Origin of the sequence: Caldimonas tepidiphila (genome assembly GCF_003569765.1) — a bacterium.
GTDB classification, from domain to species: Bacteria; Pseudomonadota; Gammaproteobacteria; order Burkholderiales; family Burkholderiaceae_C; genus Caldimonas; species Caldimonas tepidiphila.
This window is the reverse complement of sequence record NZ_QXMG01000053.1, coordinates 1-15,435: the sequence shown is the minus strand read 5'-3', so window position 1 is coordinate 15,435 and position 15,435 is coordinate 1. Positions and strand designations below refer to the sequence as shown.

Below are 15,435 nucleotides of genomic sequence, written 5' to 3'. Positions count from 1 at the left end.
TCGCGGCCGGCGCGGCCCTGTCCGCAGCCGCCGGGGCGCCTGCTCAGGCCGCCGCCGTCGCGCCCTGCGGCGCATCGAGCACGCGCTGCACCAGCGGATGCTGGATGCGGCGCTGCGCGGAGATCAGGTAGAAGTGCTCGACGACCTCCGGGCAGTCGCCGAGCAGGTGCATCCCGTGCACCTGCGTCAACTCCTCGTGCGACCAGCGCGAGGCGGGGAAGGCGCCCAGGCCGCTGCGGCCGAAGGCCGCCAGCAGCGCGCTGTCCTCGAACTCGCCGACCACGCCGGGGCGGATCCCCTTGCGCTCGAACCAGTGGTCGAGCCGCGTGCGCACCGCGGCATGCCCGGTGGGCAGCAGCACTGGAAGCTCGGACAGGCACTCCGGGAAGGGCGCCGCGCAGGCCGACGCGAGCGCGACCGGCGCATACCACGCGAGCGCCGCCTCGCCGAGCGGGTGGCTGTAGAGCTTCAGGTTCGGGTTCGGCGGCGCGGGGCGGTCGGACAGCACCATGTCGAGCCGGTGCAGCGCCAGGTCGGCGAGCAGGCCCTCGATCTCGTCCTCGTGGCACAGCAGCCGCACGCGCGCGTCCTCCAGCACCGGCTGCAGCAGGTGCCGCACCACGAGCTTCGGCAGCCCGTCCGAGATGCCGACCGCCAGCCGCAGCGCCTGCCCGGTGGCCGCCTCGCGCACCGCCGCCGGCAGCCGCTCGCCGATCTGGAAGATCTGGTCGGCGTGCGCCATCGCGACGGCGCCGGCCTCGGTCAGCGCCACGCCGCGGCCCGCGGGCTTGAGCAGCGCGTGGCCGAGCGAGCGCTCGAGCTCGCGCACCTGCGCGCTCACCGTCTGCACCGCCATGTCGAGCCGCTCGGCGGCCCGCGCCATGCCGCCCTCCTTGGCGACGACCCAGAAGTAGTAGAGGTGGCGGTAGTTGAAGGGGGTGGCCATGGTTCGGAATTTCCGAAGTGTCATTCCTTCGGATGCTTGTTTTTTCGAAGAAGAGTGTGCCCTATCTTTCGTCCCCGGAAGGAGCACCCTCATGAACATCCACGACGATCGATCCCGCATCACCGCCGTCGCCGTCCCCGTGCCGGCGGACCACGCCAGGCCCTTGCACGCCGACTCGGCGCGCCGGGTGCTGCGCAACACCTATGCGCTGCTCGGGTTCAACCTCGGCTTCAGCGCGCTCGTCGCCACCGCCGCGATGGCCTGGGGCCTGCCGGCGCCGGGCCTGCTGCTGACGCTCGCGGGCTACTTCGGCCTGCTGTTCCTCGTCACGCGCTTCCGCGACCGGGCGGCGGGCGTCGCGCTGACCTTCGCGCTCACCGGCTTCATGGGCTACACGCTCGGGCCGCTGCTGAGCAAGGTCGTGGCGCTGCCGGGCGGCACGCAGGTGGTGGCCATGGCGCTGGGCGCGACCGCGACGGTCTTCCTCGCGATGTCGGCCTGGGCGATGACGACGCGCCGCGATCTCTCCGGCATGGGCTCCTTCCTCTTCATCGGCATGATCGTCGCGGTGCTCGCCGGCATCGGCGCGGCGGTGTTCGAGATGGGCGCGCTGTCGCTCGCGGTCTCGGCGATGGTCGTGCTGCTGATGGCCGGCATGCTGGCCTGGGAGACGCAGCGCATCGTGCGCGGCGGCGAGACGAACTACGTGATGGCGACCACCGGCCTGTTCGTGTCGCTGTTCAACCTGTTCACCGCGCTGCTGCAGCTGTTCGGCTTCACGTCGAGCAGCGACTGAACGGCAGCGACTGAGCTCCACCGGGGCGCCGCGGCGCCCCGTCCCTTCCCGGTGCCGGAGGCCGAATCCTTTTCACGGCCTCCGGATTTCCAACCCCTGGCCGCGGCCGGCAGCGCCGCGTGCTCCCGCTCCTGCGGGGCGCATCGCCCCGACACCAAGAAGTATTCATGGAATTCCTGTTCGACCCGAACCTCTGGATCGCCTTCGCGATGCTGACCGCCCTGGAAATCGTCCTGGGCGTCGACAACATCATCTTCATCTCGATCCTCGTCGGGCGTCTGCCGCCCGGGGTGCGCGACAAGGCCCGGCGCCTCGGCCTCGCCTTCGCGCTGATCACGCGGCTGCTGCTGCTGTTCTCGCTGACCTGGGTGATGGGCCTGACCGAGGACCTCTTCACGGTCTTCGGCAACGGCTTCAGCGGGCGCGACATCGTGCTGCTGCTGGGCGGCCTGTTCCTGCTCTACAAGGCGACGCACGAGATATTCATCGAGGTCGAGGCGCGCGAGCAGGACGGCCTGTCCGAGCACGGCAGCGACGCGGCGCAGGCCGCCCACGCGGTGCGCGGCGCGAGCCGCAACCTGTTCTGGGGGATCATCGCCCAGATCGCCGTGATCGACATCGTCTTCTCGCTCGACTCGGTCATCACCGCGGTCGGCATGGTCGACCGCATCGGGGTGATGGTCGCGGCGGTGATCACCGCGGTCGTCGTGATGCTGGTCGCGGCCAAGTCGATCGGCGACTTCGTCGACCGCCACCCGTCGGTGAAGGTGCTGGCGCTCGCCTTCCTCGTGATGGTCGGCATGACGCTGACGGCCGAGGCCTTCGGGGTACACGTCGCCAAGGGCTACATCTACGCGGCGATGGCCTTCTCGCTGCTCGTCGAGGCGCTCAACCTGCGCGCCCGTGCCAAGCGCCGAGCCAAGCAGGCGGAGGTGGCGGATGCCCCGCAGGCGCTGGAGCCCCGCTCCTGCTGAAACGGAAACCCTGACCCCGCTCCCGGCGGCCGCGGCCCGCGGTCGCGCCGCCCGGGGCCGGGATGAGCGGCTGTGCAGAAGAAAGGAGGGCGTGCCGGGAAGGACCCGGGCCGGTCGCGGAAGCTGCCGGCGAGACGAGAAGACGGATCGATGCGATGAAATCAGAAGGCGCGCCGCGGCGGATGGATGGAGCGCCCGCGCGCGCCCGGAACGACCAGTGATTGATTGACTACTTGAAGACAGGAATAAGAAATGGGTCTGTTTGACATGTTCAAGAGCGATGCCGGCGAGCAGATGACGCCCCACCTCGCTTTCGCCACCTCGCTGCTCTACATGATGTCGGCCGACGGGGAGATCGACAACGAGGAGATCGGCCACCTGCTGTCGGTGCTCGGCGGGCAGGACCAGGGCGGCGGCGTGATCGGCGTCGGCGCGCAGAACCAGAAGCTGCTCGACAGCGCGGTGAAGTACCGCAGGAAGCATTCGCTGGACGAGTTCCTGCGCGAGGCCGCGCCGCTGCTGAGCGACGCGCAGAAGATGTGCATCCTGCTCAACCTCATCGATTCCTCGCTGGCCGACGGGCAGCCGGAGCCGCAGGAGCAGGAGCTGTTCGGCAAGTTCATGGCGGCCTTCCAGGTCACCGAGGAGCGGTTCCGGCCGTTCTTCGAGGTCATGCTGCTGAAGAACGACCGCTCGGTCTTCACGAGCCAGAGCCACCCGAAGAACCAGCCCGGCTACCAGGTCAAGCTGTCGCTGTCGTGATCTGACTGTTGGAGGGGCACTCAATGTGCCCCTGTCACTTGCCGTCCCTCTGCCCCGACAGCGGCGGAGCGGCCGCAGGTGCCGCTTCCGCGACCCGGCTCCCGTCAGGCGGGAGCAGGGACGCCGCGAGTCCCGGCGAGGACGCGCCCTGCCTGCGTGCCGATCAGTTCGGCGGCCGGCATCGGCCGGGCGAAGAGGAAGCCCTGCTGCTCGTCGCAGCCGAGCGCGTTCAGCACCTCGCGCTGCTGCGGTGTCTCGACGCCTTCCGCGACCACGCGCAGTCCCAGCGCATGCGCGAGCCGCACGATGGCGTCGACGATCGCCCGGGCATCCTGGCTAACCGCGATGTCCCTGATGAACATCCGGTCGATCTTGAGTTCGCGTACGCGCAACTGCCGCAGCGACGCGAGGCTCGAATGGCCCGTGCCGAAGTCGTCGATCGACAGCCGCACGCCGATTGCCGTGAGCCCTTCGATCACCTGGTGCGTCGCGTGGCCGTGCTCCATCGCGGCCGACTCGGTGATCTCGCACATCAGCTGCTGCGGATCCACGCCATGTCGCTGCAAGGCGGACCGCACCTGATCGACCAATTCCGTCTGCCTCAGCTGATGGGCGGAGAGATTGATTGATACCGTCAGACGAATGCCATCGGCGCGCCAAGCCGCGAGTTGACGGCAGGCTTCGTCGATCACCCAGTTCCCGAGCGGCACGATCAGCCCGAAGCGTTCGGCCACCGCAATGAACCTGTCGGGAGGGATGGGCCCTTGCAGGGGATGGGTCCAGCGCAGCAGGGCCTCGAGCCCCTTCAGTTCCCCGGACCGGCCATCGACCTTGGGCTGGTAGTGCAGGAAGAGCTGCCCGCGCTCGATCGCCTCCCGCAGCGACTGCCGCATCTCGATCTGTGCCGAAACGTCCTCGTGCATGTGCGGCTCGAACAGCGCGAAGGCGCCGCCGCCGCCGCGCTTGGCGGCATACATCGCCGCGTCGGCATCCGCGATCAGCATCTCGCGCTGACCCTGGTCTGGGTGCACCAGACCGCCGATCGAGCAGGACAGCGAAACGGGCCGGCCGGCCACCTCGAAGGGGGGCGCCATCGCATCGATCATGCGCTGCCCCAGCCGCGCGAGCTCCGAGGCGTCTCGGACACGCTCGACCAGCACGACGAACTCGTCGCCGCCGATGCGCGCCAGCACGTCGTGTTCCCGCAAGCCGGCCCGCAGCCGGTCCGCCACCTGCCGCAGCACCTCGTCCCCGGCGGCGTGTCCATAGCCGTCGTTCACCGGCTTGAAGCCGTCGAGGTCGATGAACAGCAGGCCCAGCTTCTTGATCGCGCCCTGGTCGAGCCGTTGCAAGGCCTGGCCCAGGCGCTCCTGGAACAGCACGCGGTTGGCAACGCCAGTGAGCGGATCGCGCAGCGCCATCTGCTGGAGCTCGGCATTGGCACCCTTGAGCTGCTCGCTCGCCGACGCGAGGGTGGCGGCCAGCCGCAGCACGGTGGCCTGCATGCGCGCCTCCAGTGCCGAGGCGAACAGGCCCATGCATAGCAGGATCACGCAGGCGACGGCGACGAGCAGCCCGAGATCGAGGCCTCCCAGCCCGTCCTGGCTCAGGCACACGGTCCCTGCCGGGAACCCGGCGGCGGCGCTGCCCGTGTAGTGCATGCCACTGATGGCCAGGCCCATGACCAGCGCGGCGACGATCTTCGCGGCCTGGCCCCGCGGGCCGCCGTCGCCGTTCCTCCAGAAGAAGATCCGCAGCGCGGCGGCCGAGGCCGTCGCGGCGATCACGGCCGAGGCCACCACCAGCCAGGGGTTCCAGACGATGGGAGGCGACATCTCCAGCGCCCCCATCCCGAGGTAGTGCATCGCGCAGATGCCGCTGGCCATCAGGCCCGCGCCGGCCAGAAGCGCCCGGTTGCTGAGTTGCGGGCGCGCCGCAAAGCTCAGTGCCAGGCCCGAGACCGCGACCGCGGCAACCCAGGACATCACCGTGACGAGAGGGTCGTAGCCGAGCACGACCGGCAGCGACAGTGCCAGCATGCCGACGAAGTGCATCGACCAGATGCCCGAGCCCATGACCAGCGCGCCGATGGCGGTCCACATCAACGCGGAGAGCGGATCGCGGTTGCGGACCCGACCGGCAAGGTCGAGCGAGACGTATGACGCGAAGGAGGCGATCAGTACCGACAGTGCGACCACCGGGAGGTCGTACTCCGGTTGCATGAATTCGAGTGACATCTGTTGGGCGCGCGACCTTTGCGACGCACCAAGGTAGGAGTTGTCACGACTGGTTCACATTTGAATACTTCAGTTTAAGCAATGGTTACTAAGGACAGAGGTCGACTCCTGTCACGTTCTGTAAAATATTTCACGTTCCGGTTTTGCTCGCTCCCGCACTCCTGGTAGGAGCGTCCCCGCTTGCCGAAAGGCAGGCCGAGAGATGCACGCAAAAATACCCAAGCATTATTTTCGATAGGTTTAGGGTCACTGATTGGCAGCTCGCCCTCGAAGACGAGGCGCACGCACTTTCGGTGCAATTCCTCCTTTTTCCGGCAAGCGGGCGGCTGGCACGCGAGTCCCGGGAAGATGCGGTGCCCGAGTCGCTTGCCGTGCCCTTGCTTCGCATGAGGATTGCCTGCCACCGGCAGAGCACTCCTGCCAAGAAACGGAACAAGCATGGCTTCCAGCGAAGCGGGCGCAATCCCGCGCAAGGATCGTTTGCTCGAGCTGTGGCTGCGGCAGACGCAGGACCACGCCCTCATCCTGATGGACCTCGACGGCCGGGTCCGGCATTGGCTCGGGGCCGCCGAGCGCATCTTCGGCTACACCGCCACCGAGATGATCGGCCAGGGAGGGGACATCCTCTTTACGGAGGAGGACCGGCAGCGCGGCCTGCCGGTGCTCGAACTTCAGGAGGCGCTGCACAGTCCGCGGGCGGACGACGACCGCTGGCACGTGCGCCGCGACGGCACGCGCATCTGGGTCAGCGGCTCGGCGGTCGCGCTGCGCGACGCCCATGGACAGGCGATCGGCTTCGCCAAGGTGGTGCGCGACCACACCGACAAGCGGACCTACGTCGAGACGCTGGAGAATCGCCTGCGCGAGCTCGCGAACGCGAAGGCCTACAAGGAGGTCGCGGTCACGACGCTGGCGCACGAGTTGCGCAACCCGCTGGCGCCGCTGTTCAACGCGGTGCAGCTGATCCGCCTGACCCCGGCCTGCACCGAGGCCATCGCCCATCCGCTGAAGATCATCGAGCGGCAGCTCGACGCGCTGCGCCGCCTGGTGGACGACCTGGCCGATGCCGGAAGGGCGGCGACCGGCAAGCTGCGGCTGCATCCCGAGCGCATCGACCTGGGGGTGCTGCTGGACGATCTGGCCAGCGGCCTGCGGCCCCAGTTCGAGGCCCGCGGCCTGGCGCTGCACCTGCTGGTGCCGCCGGCGCCGATCCTCGTCGAGCTGGACCGGGGCCGCTTCCAGCAGGCCGTGACCAACCTGCTGACCAACGCGCTGCGCTACACCCCCTCGGGAGGGCAGGTGTGGCTCAAGGCCACCGTCGAGGCGAGCCAGGTCGTGGTCCGCGTCCTCGACACCGGGGTCGGGCTGGCGCCGGAGACGCTGCCGCACATCTTCGAGCTCTTCACGCGCGCGCCCTCCGCGGAGAGCCTGGAGCCCGACGGCATGGGCATCGGCCTTGCGCTCGTGAAGCAGATCGCGGAACTGCACGGCGGCTCGGTCGAGGTGCGCAGCGAGGGGCCCGGCAAGGGCAGCGAGTTCTCGCTGCGGCTGCCGCTGGAGCAGCCGCGCGTCGCCGCTCCGCTTCCGCCGGCGCCCGCCTGAGCGCCCGGCGCCGGGCGGCACGGGCAGGCGGGGCACTCCGGCTTCAGCGCGCCGGGATGCCGAGCGCGGAGAAGTGCAGCACCCATTCGCGCGCCGGATCGACGCCCACCAGCGCCGAGGCCTCGTCGTCGTAGAAGGCGCCGACCGAGCAGGCGCCGAGGCCGCGCGCGCCGGCCTCCAGGTAGATGCGCTCGCCGACCAGCCCGGTCTCGAGGAAGGCGTGCCGGTAGCCGCGCGCGGCGCCGCAGGCGTCGGCGGCGAATGCGGATCGCTCCACCGACAGCACGAACACCACCGCCGCGCCGCCGATCGCGTCCTGGTCCAGCGCCGCGGCGTGCGCCGCCGCCCGCAGGTCCGCGGGCACGCGCTTGGGCAGCAGCGCCTGCCGCTGCGGGTCGTGGCGGTAGGCGCCGGGCGCGAGGCCCGCGACGGCGTTGACGACCAAGTCGACGTGCACCGCGGGCGACAGTTGCGGCGGCTGCGCGATGCCAGCCAGCACGCCGGCGAGCGCCTCCAGCGGCAGCGGCGTCGCCTCGAAGCGGCGCACCGAGCGGCGCGCGGCGATCAGCGCCAGCACGTCGGCGCGCAGCGCCGCCGCCGGGGGCAGCGCGACGCCGCCGGGCGGCAGGGGCAGGGGACCGTGCGGCGACGGCACGGGCGGCGGCGGTCCCGCCCCGGGAGCCAGGCGCAGCGAGGTGGCCCGGTGCACCGCGTCCGTCACGCCCAGCGGTACTGCTGCTGCCGAGGCGGCGGTCGCGCCGGCCGGGACCGCCACCGGCGCCAGGCAGGCAGCCGCGTCCCCGGCCGCCGGGGGCGTGCCCGGCGGCAGCAGCGCCATCATCGCCAGCACGCCTTCCTCGGCCTCGTCGATGCCGAGCGCGGCCGCCACGCGCGACTCGTCGAAGCGGGCCACCAGCCGGGCCGGCGCGCCGACCGCGCGCGCCGCCACGCGCAGGTTCTCCAGCCCGTGGCCGAGGTCCGCCAGCACGTAGCGGTAGGTGCGGTCGCGGTACTTGCGCCCGGTGCGGCGGAAGACCGCGGTGGCCACCACCAGCGCGGCGGCCTCGCCCGGCGCGCCGAGGGACGCGGCCTCGGCCTGATCGCCCAGCCGCTCCAGCGCGTGCGTGCGCGCGTCGTAGTGCCACAGCCCCGGCTCGATCCCGCGCAGCGCGCGCACCTCCACGTAGAGCTCAGTGGGAAACAGCGCGCCCGACGAGGGCGCAGCGCGCAGGTTCAGCGCCGTGCGCGGATCGGTCAGCCCCGCCACGTGCCAGAGCGCGGTGCCCAGCGCCGCGAGTTCCGGCCAGGCGCCACCCAAGGCCGGCGGCGGCAGCGCCACGCGCGGCGCCTGCGGGTAGCGCTTGAAGGGCGGCGGCGCCTCGCCCCAGGACACCGGCGGCGCCTGCATCAGCAGCCCCCTGCGCGAATGCGCCGAGAGGGCGTGGAAGCGCTCGACCGTCGCCAGCGCCGCATCGGCGGCGGGCAGCGGGGCGCTCCCCGCCACCGGGGCCGCGGCCGGCAGGCCCGCCCCGCCGCCGCCGTGGCGCAGGCCGAGCAGGTAGGCCGCGCCGCTGGCCGCCAGCGCGCCGCCCGCGGCGAGCAGCCGGCGCCGCCCTGCAGGGCGCGGCCCGGCCGGGGGGCGGGCGGCCGGGGCCCGGCGCCGGCTCAGGTGGCGCCATACGGTGCCGAAGTTGAAGGCGAGGTGCAGCCCGAGCAGCAGCACCGTCGCGTAGCCGAACAGGTAGTGCCAGTCGAAGACCGGCAGCTGCTGGTAGGCCACCCAGAAGATGCCCAGCCCCGCGGTCGCGGCGAGGTAGGCCAACAGCAGCAGGCTCGACCAGACGTTGAGCGCGTGGCGGGTCGGCGGTCGCCGGCGCAGCCACTGCAGGCCGAGCACGAGCAGCGCCGCCACGAGGGGCAGCGTCACCCAGAGCAGCTTGGGCATCGCGGGCTGCCGCGGCGGGTGGCGGAGCGCCCCCGGCAGGCCGGGCCGGTCCGCGACCCGGCCGGGGATCTCAGTGGCGGGTGTCGGGGAGCGAGGTGATCGAGGCCTCGCGCACCGTGCCACCGCCCCGGTTCGGCGTGCCGTCGCCCGCGTTGAGGCCGACCGTCGTCATCGCCGGGCTGTTCAGCGCGCTCGACAGCTCGTCGACCCGCCCCTCGGTCGCCGGGCTCGCCCGTCCCGACGCCATGCGGCTCTGGGCCGACATGTAGGAGGCGGTCGAGACCATGCCGACGAGAAAGCCGAGCAGGAATTTGCCCATGGTGATCTCCTTCGAAAATCGATGATCCCGCTTGCCGGCAAGAGGCGTACCTCCGGCCGGGGGCGGGGTCAGCGCGCCGGGCGCTGCGCGAGGAAGCGCCGGATGGCGGCGACGGTCTCGTGCGGGGCGCTGAGATGCGGGCAGTGCCCGGTCGCCTGCAGCAGCGCGAGCGAGCTGCCCGGCAGCGCCTCGTGCATGAACCGGCCTGCGTCCTCGGGGGCGAGCGGGTCGTCCCGGCATTGCAGCAGCAGCACCGGGCAGCGTACCTCGCGCAGGCGGGCGCGGATGTCCGACAGGAAGGTCACGCGGGCGAAGTGCTGCGCGATGGCGGGCTCCAGGCGGCAGAACGACGCGGCGAGATCGGCGCCGAGCTGCGGCCGGTCGGGATTCCCCATGATGACGGGCGCCATGCCCCGCGCCCAGCGGGACGGGTCCGCGTCGAGTTCCGCGAGCATCCGCTCCAGATCCTGCCGCTCGAAACCTCCCCGGTAGTCCCCGTCGTTCAGATAGGTCGGAGTCGGCGCGACCAGCACCAGCGCCCCGAAGTATTGCGGCCTCTCCGCGGCCGCGAGCACGCCGATCGCCGCGCTCACCGAGTGGCCGACGAACACCGGCTTGACGAGTCCCGCCTCGTCGCAGAGATCGAGCAGGTCGTGCGCGTGACCGGCCAGGCTGGCGTGCCGGCCCTGCGCCTCGTAGCTCCCGGCGGCCGCTTTTCCGTGGCCCGCGAGGTCGTAGGACATCGTCCGGTGATCCCAGGAGAACGCGGGCACGATCGCTCCCCATGTCGACTGGTCGCAGCCGTAGCCGTGCGCGAATACCAGTGCGGGGCCTTCCTCGCCGGTGAAGCGAGCGCCGTGCCGGACCGAGGGCGCGAGCACCGGTTCGGGAGCCGGCGGGGGGGGCGGGGCCGCTTCGCGCTCCATCGCCGCCGCGAAGCGGTAGCCGATGCGTGAGACGGACTGGATCGGCGCCCGCCCCGGGACCGCGTCCTCGATGCGGCGGCGCAGGCGGTACACGCTGGCCTGCAGGGCGTTGTCCATGCAGCCGTGGGCGGAGGGGCCCCACAGGCGCTCCGCAAGCGTCTGTCTCGCCACGGCCTCGCCGCCCGCCTCGGCCAGGCAATCCATGATGATCCACTCGGCGTCGCTGAGCGGCACCTCCCGGCCGCCCGGCGCCCGGAGCACGCGCAGCGCGGCATCGAGCCGCCAGCACTCCTCGCCCGGCTTCAAGCGCCTGCGCACCGCGGCAATCGCCGCTTCCCACTGCGCGCGGTCGAGCGACTGCTCCACCACCATGTCCGCCCCGAGGTCCAGCATCCGGGCGAAGACCTCGCGCGGGGATGCGGAGACGGCGATGATGCCCGCGGGGCCGCGCTTGCGGATCAGCCGGACGAGATCGGCGCCGCCGATGCCTCTCTGGTGCTGGTGCACCAGATAGACCTCGAACTCGGGGGCCGCCTGCAGCAGGAAGGCATCGCTGTCGTTGAAACGTGCCACCTCCTCGGAGAGTGGGGGCAGCCAGGAGGAGTCGCCGGCAACGCAGGCAAGACGGGAGGTCACTAGGGGGCTTCGTCGAGTAAGTGTGCGGGAACCGCGCCGCCGCCCGGTTTGCGCCGGGACCGGTCACGTGCGGCCGGGTACGGCCGCGATTATCCGTTTCAGGCGGCCTGCCCCTGGCCGAGCCGGAAGCGGCTCACCGCTTCCACGAGATGAGCCGCCTGCTGGCGAAGGCTGTCGCTCGCGGCCGCGCTCTCCTCGACCAGCGCCGCGTTCTGCTGCGTGACCCGGTCGAGCTGGCCCACGGCGTCTCCCACCTGGCTGATGCCCGATCGCTGCTCCTGGGTGGCCGCGCTGATCTCGTTGATCAGGTCGGTGACGCTGCGGACCTGCGTGACCACCTCCTCGATGGTGCGGCCGGCGTCGCCGACGAGGCCGCTGCCCGCCTCCACGCGTCGCACACTCTCGCCGATCAGGTCCTTGATCTCCTTGGCGGCCTGGGCGCTTCTCTGGGCGAGGGTGCGCACCTCGCCGGCGACGACCGCGAAGCCGCGGCCCTGCTCGCCGGCACGCGCGGCCTCCACCGCCGCGTTGAGCGCGAGGATGTTGGTCTGGAAGGCGATGCCGTCGATCACGCCGATGATGTCGGCGATCTTGCGCGAGCTGGTCGTGATCTCGTCCATCGTCTCGACCACGCGCGAGACCGCCTCGCCGCCCTGCACCGCAACGTCGCTTGCGGCACGGGCCAGCTCCGCCGCTCTGCGGGCCGCCTCGGCGTTGTTGCCGACCGTACCGGTGAGCTGCTCCATCGACGCCGCGGTCTGCTGCAGGTTGCTCGCCTGCACCTCGGTGCGCTGACTGAGGTCGGCGTTGCCGGAGGCGATCTGGCCCGATGCGGTCGCGATGCTGTCCGAACTGGTCCGCACCGCGCCCACCACCGCGGCCAGGCTGACGTTCATCGCCTGAAGCGCGCGCAACAGCTCGGCCGGCTCGTCGCTGCCGTCGATCGCGGTGTTCCAGCGCAGGTCACCCGAGGCGACGGTCTCCGTCACGGCCACCGCCTGACGGATCGGCACCAGCACGGAGCGGGTGATGGCGACGCCGAGAGCCGAGGTCAGCAGCACGGCGAGCGCGCAGCCGATCACCTCGACGCGCGTGTTCGTCTCGCGCAGCTCCTTCGCCACCGCCGCACGCTCGGCCAGCAGAGCCGACTCGGCGTCGAAGAACTGCGCCTGCAGCTCCCGGTAGGCGTCCATGACCTGCTTGTCGTGCCCCTCCGACAAGGCCTGCGTCAGCTGGGCGAGGGCCTGGGCATCCGTCCCCGCGCCCCTGCGGCGCTCGATGAAGCCGTCGAGCATCGTCCGCAGCCGCTCGTGCTGCGCTCGGATCGCCTCGAGCCGTCGCTGCTGCGTCGGGTTGTCGCTCGTGAGCCGGCGTGCCTCCTCCCAGTTCCGGGAGAAGGCTGCCAGGCCCGCGGTCCAGGGCGCCAGGTAGGACGTGTTGCCGGTGAGCAGGAAGCCCCGCGCGCCGGACTGCATGTTGAGCATGGACTCCAGCATGCCGTTGCCGGTGGCGAGGACCTTGTAGGTGTGGACGTTCCAGCGGTCGGCCTCGGCAAGCTTGGCCTGCGTGTAGACCGTGACCGCGATGACGGCCAGGAAGATCAGGTTCACGAGGCCGAACGCCAGGCCCAGGCGCCGGCCGATGCGTAGCGAGCGGAGCAGGTTCATGTGCTGTAACCGGAAGAGGAGTTGGATTGGCCTCGTTATCGTCAGTCATGACGAAGGCTTTAGTCATTTCTGACGAATTTTTTTCGAGGAACCATTCACCCGGCCCGAAGCCTGTTCCGGGAACGAACTCAGCCCGGCGCCCGTACCAGCTCCAGCAGCGTCAGCTCCGGCGTCGTGCCGAAGCGCACCGGCGGGCCCCAGCTGCCGGTGCCGGGGTTCACGTAGACCCACATGCGGCCCTGCCGCGACAGCCCGGCCACGTGCGGCATGTGCACCCAGCGCACCGCGAGCGTCCAGGGAAAGAACTGCCCGGCGTGCGTGTGGCCGGAGAGCTGCAGGTCGAAGCCGGCGCGCTCGCCCAGCGGCGCGAGCTGCGGGTTGTGCGCGAGCAGCAGCCGGAACGCGGGCCCGAGCTCGGGCGCGGCGGCGAGCTCGGGTCGCGGCGACTGGCGCGGGTCGAACAGCCGCACCGCCGGATCGACCACGCCGCCGACGACGACACGCGCGCCGCGGCGCACGAAGCTCTCGGCCTGGTTCAGCAGCACCTTCAGCCCGAGCGAGCGGAAATGCGGGATCCAGGCCGCGGCGCCCGAGTAGTAGTCGTGGTTGCCCATCACGAGGAACACGCCGCGCGGCGCGGCGAGCTCCGCCAGCGGCGCGACGCCGGGCGCGAGCCGCTCGACCGGCCCGTCGACGATGTCGCCGGTCAGCACGGTCAGGTCCGGCTCGAGCCGGTTGGCCATGCGCACGACGCGCCGCACGAAGGCCGCCCCGATCGTGGGGCCGACGTGCAGGTCGCTGATCTGCGCGATGCGCAGCCCCTCGAGCGACGGCGACAGGCCCTCCACCGGCACCCGCACGCGCCTGAGCCGCGGGCCGCGCAGCGCGGCGAGCGCGCCGAGCCCGAGCGCCGCGAAGGCCAGCACGAACACCAGCGGCGCGCCGCCCGCGACGAGCATGCGCTCCAGCCAGGGCAGCGACAGCGGCCCCGCCGCGAGCAGCAGCAGGTCGCGCGCGAGCAGCACCAGGATCAGGAAGTTGACCCAACCCATGCACAGGTAGCTGGCGACATGGGCGATCTCGTCGAGCCGCCCGTCGTCCTCGCGGCCGCGGCGCCAGTAGACCACCGGCACCACCCAGATCGCCAGGAAGGGCAGCGCGAGCAGCAGCGCGCCGGCGAGCGAGGAGGTGAGGCGCCAGGCGGCGTAGGCGTAGGCCGTGGCCAGGATCGCGGTCACCGTGAGGATGAAGGGATTCAGCAGGCTTCGCATGGCGGGCTTCGGGAGACGGCCGGTCACGATAGCGCGCCGCCGCGTTCCCCCGCGCGAGCAGGGGCGCCGCGCCATCCGTACGCGCCGGCGGCGCGCGGCTTCCCGCTCCTCAGGGCGGCGGCTGCCAGGGCGCGACGACGAAGGCCCCCGCCGCGTCGATCTCGACGCGCCAGAGCCGGTCGTAGCCCTCCTCGGGGGTCGGCCGCTCCAGGCGCTTGAGGGTGCCGAGCAGGCCCTTGGGCGGGATGAGGGCGCGCCCGGCGCGCTGCGCGTTCCAGGCGAGCGCGCGCTCCGGGCGCGGCTCGAAGAAGTAGCCCTGAACCGAGAAGCCGGCGGCCCGCGCCTGCGCGATCGGCCCGAGGCGCTCCTGCCGCAGCACCTGGGTGTTGTCGAGCACGAAGGGCTGCTTCGCCGCGAGGCAGGCCTGCAGCAGCAGGTGCAGGCGGTGGCGCGTCCTCAGCATGTCGAGGCTCAGGCGCAGGTGCGTGTCGAAGAAGCGCTCGCGGTAGAAGCTCGTCTTGCCCGAGGCCTGGATGCCGATGAGGATGATCGCCTCCACCTCGCTCCCCTGGTGGGCCGGGACGGGATGCCCTGCCGGATCGCGCCGATGGTAAGCCGCGGGCGGCCGCCGCCTGCCGCCCGATGGAGCTGACGTGCGATTACGGCGTGCCGTTGCGGCCATGCGCCCGATAGCCGGGCCTCGCGTCGAGGCGCTCGTGGTAGGCCGCCACCGCAGGGTAGGCGGGCCGCTGCATCGGCGTCATGAACCAGCGGTTGACGGACAGACCGACCACGACGTCTGCCAGAGTGAATGTCTCTCCGGTCATGTAGGCGCCGGTGCGTCGCAGCTGGGCCTCCACGATGCCCATGTGCCGGTTCCACCCTTCGACGCTGGCCGCAATGGCGGCGGCGTCCGCATGCGCGGCGCTGTGCCGGATCAGCGCCATGAACGCATAGCGCCAGGAGTTGTTCAGCTCGGTGGCTTGCCAGTCCATCCACTGCTCCACAAGCGCGCGCTGGCGCAGGTCGGAAGGCAGCAAGCGATCGCACTCCTGGCGACCTGCAAGATACCGGCATATCGCGTTCGATTCCCACAGCACGAACTCGCCGTCGATCAGCACCGGGACCATGGCGTTCGGGTTGAGCGCCTTGAATTCCTCCGTCTCCGTCGGGCGAAACCCGGAGCCCCACTGCTGTTGCTCATAGGGAAGCCCGAGCTCCTCGCAGGTCCACAGTACCTTGCGGACGTTGATGGACGACGATTTGCCGAGGATCTTCAGCATCGGGCGGGGTTGCGGGCTTTGTTGCACAAATGGCAGCGAGGGCGCCGGGCGGGGCGTGGCTTGACAGCGCC

General features: G+C 71.4%; 13 protein-coding genes. 4 read left to right on the top strand and 9 right to left on the bottom strand.

The genetic code is table 11. The annotated features are described in order from the left end of the window. Nucleotides 1–43: 43 nt before the first annotated feature. Nucleotides 44–946: a LysR family transcriptional regulator gene (locus tag D3A59_RS20250; RefSeq protein WP_119157143.1), complete on the bottom strand. Its 903-nt coding sequence runs from the start codon at nt 944–946 to the stop codon at nt 44–46. Nucleotides 947–1,037: 91 nt separating this feature from the next. On the opposite strand from D3A59_RS20250, the gene D3A59_RS20245 reads away from it, so the two are divergent. From D3A59_RS20245 to D3A59_RS20235, 3 genes are all read left to right on the top strand, one after another. Then, nucleotides 1,038–1,742 carry a Bax inhibitor-1/YccA family protein gene (locus D3A59_RS20245; protein ID WP_119157142.1) on the top strand — a complete coding sequence of 235 codons (705 nt, stop codon included), beginning with the start codon at nt 1,038–1,040 and terminating at the stop codon, nt 1,740–1,742. Nucleotides 1,743–1,909: 167 nt separating this feature from the next. Continuing rightward, nucleotides 1,910–2,716 (top strand): TerC family protein, encoded by an 807-nt coding sequence (locus tag D3A59_RS20240; protein ID WP_119157141.1) that lies wholly within the window; start codon nt 1,910–1,912, stop codon nt 2,714–2,716. 252 nt (nt 2,717–2,968) lie between these two features. Beyond that, complete coding sequence (locus tag D3A59_RS20235; RefSeq protein ID WP_119157140.1) at nt 2,969–3,478, top strand: tellurite resistance TerB family protein; 510 nt, start codon at nt 2,969–2,971, stop codon at nt 3,476–3,478. Nucleotides 3,479–3,582: 104 nt separating this feature from the next. Here D3A59_RS20235 and D3A59_RS20230 read toward each other — a convergent pair whose 3' ends face one another. Then, nucleotides 3,583–5,715 carry a putative bifunctional diguanylate cyclase/phosphodiesterase gene (locus tag D3A59_RS20230; RefSeq protein ID WP_119157139.1) on the bottom strand — a complete coding sequence of 711 codons (2,133 nt, stop codon included), beginning with the start codon at nt 5,713–5,715 and terminating at the stop codon, nt 3,583–3,585. Between the two features lie 438 nt (nt 5,716–6,153). Here D3A59_RS20230 and D3A59_RS20225 point away from each other — a divergent pair, with 438 nt between their 5' ends. Continuing rightward, nucleotides 6,154–7,317: a PAS domain-containing sensor histidine kinase gene (locus D3A59_RS20225; protein ID WP_119157138.1), complete on the top strand. Its 1,164-nt coding sequence runs from the start codon at nt 6,154–6,156 to the stop codon at nt 7,315–7,317. 43 nt (nt 7,318–7,360) lie between these two features. Here D3A59_RS20225 and D3A59_RS20220 read toward each other — a convergent pair whose 3' ends face one another. The 7 genes from D3A59_RS20220 to D3A59_RS20190 all read right to left on the bottom strand — a co-directional run bounded on the left by D3A59_RS20220 (nt 7,361) and on the right by D3A59_RS20190 (nt 15,364). Continuing rightward, nucleotides 7,361–9,262, bottom strand: a complete 1,902-nt coding sequence (locus D3A59_RS20220; protein ID WP_119157137.1) for a SagB family peptide dehydrogenase — start codon at nt 9,260–9,262, stop codon at nt 7,361–7,363. Nucleotides 9,263–9,332: 70 nt separating this feature from the next. Then, nucleotides 9,333–9,581 carry a hypothetical protein gene (locus D3A59_RS20215; protein ID WP_119157136.1) on the bottom strand — a complete coding sequence of 83 codons (249 nt, stop codon included), beginning with the start codon at nt 9,579–9,581 and terminating at the stop codon, nt 9,333–9,335. 68 nt (nt 9,582–9,649) lie between these two features. Beyond that, nucleotides 9,650–11,143 (bottom strand): alpha/beta fold hydrolase, encoded by a 1,494-nt coding sequence (locus D3A59_RS20210; RefSeq protein ID WP_157991604.1) that lies wholly within the window; start codon nt 11,141–11,143, stop codon nt 9,650–9,652. 98 nt (nt 11,144–11,241) lie between these two features. Next, entirely contained in the window at nt 11,242–12,810 is a 1,569-nt protein-coding gene (locus D3A59_RS20205) for a methyl-accepting chemotaxis protein (protein WP_119157134.1), read from the bottom strand. A gap of 128 nt (nt 12,811–12,938) precedes the next feature. Beyond that, nucleotides 12,939–14,081, bottom strand: a complete 1,143-nt coding sequence (locus D3A59_RS20200) for a metallophosphoesterase (protein WP_119157133.1) — start codon at nt 14,079–14,081, stop codon at nt 12,939–12,941. A gap of 109 nt (nt 14,082–14,190) precedes the next feature. Continuing rightward, nucleotides 14,191–14,640, bottom strand: a complete 450-nt coding sequence (locus D3A59_RS20195; protein ID WP_119157132.1) for an AAA family ATPase — start codon at nt 14,638–14,640, stop codon at nt 14,191–14,193. A gap of 100 nt (nt 14,641–14,740) precedes the next feature. Beyond that, a complete protein-coding gene (locus D3A59_RS20190) occupies nt 14,741–15,364 on the bottom strand; it encodes a glutathione S-transferase family protein (protein WP_119157131.1) in 624 nt (207 codons plus the stop codon). Between the last annotated feature and the right edge of the window lie 71 nt (nt 15,365–15,435).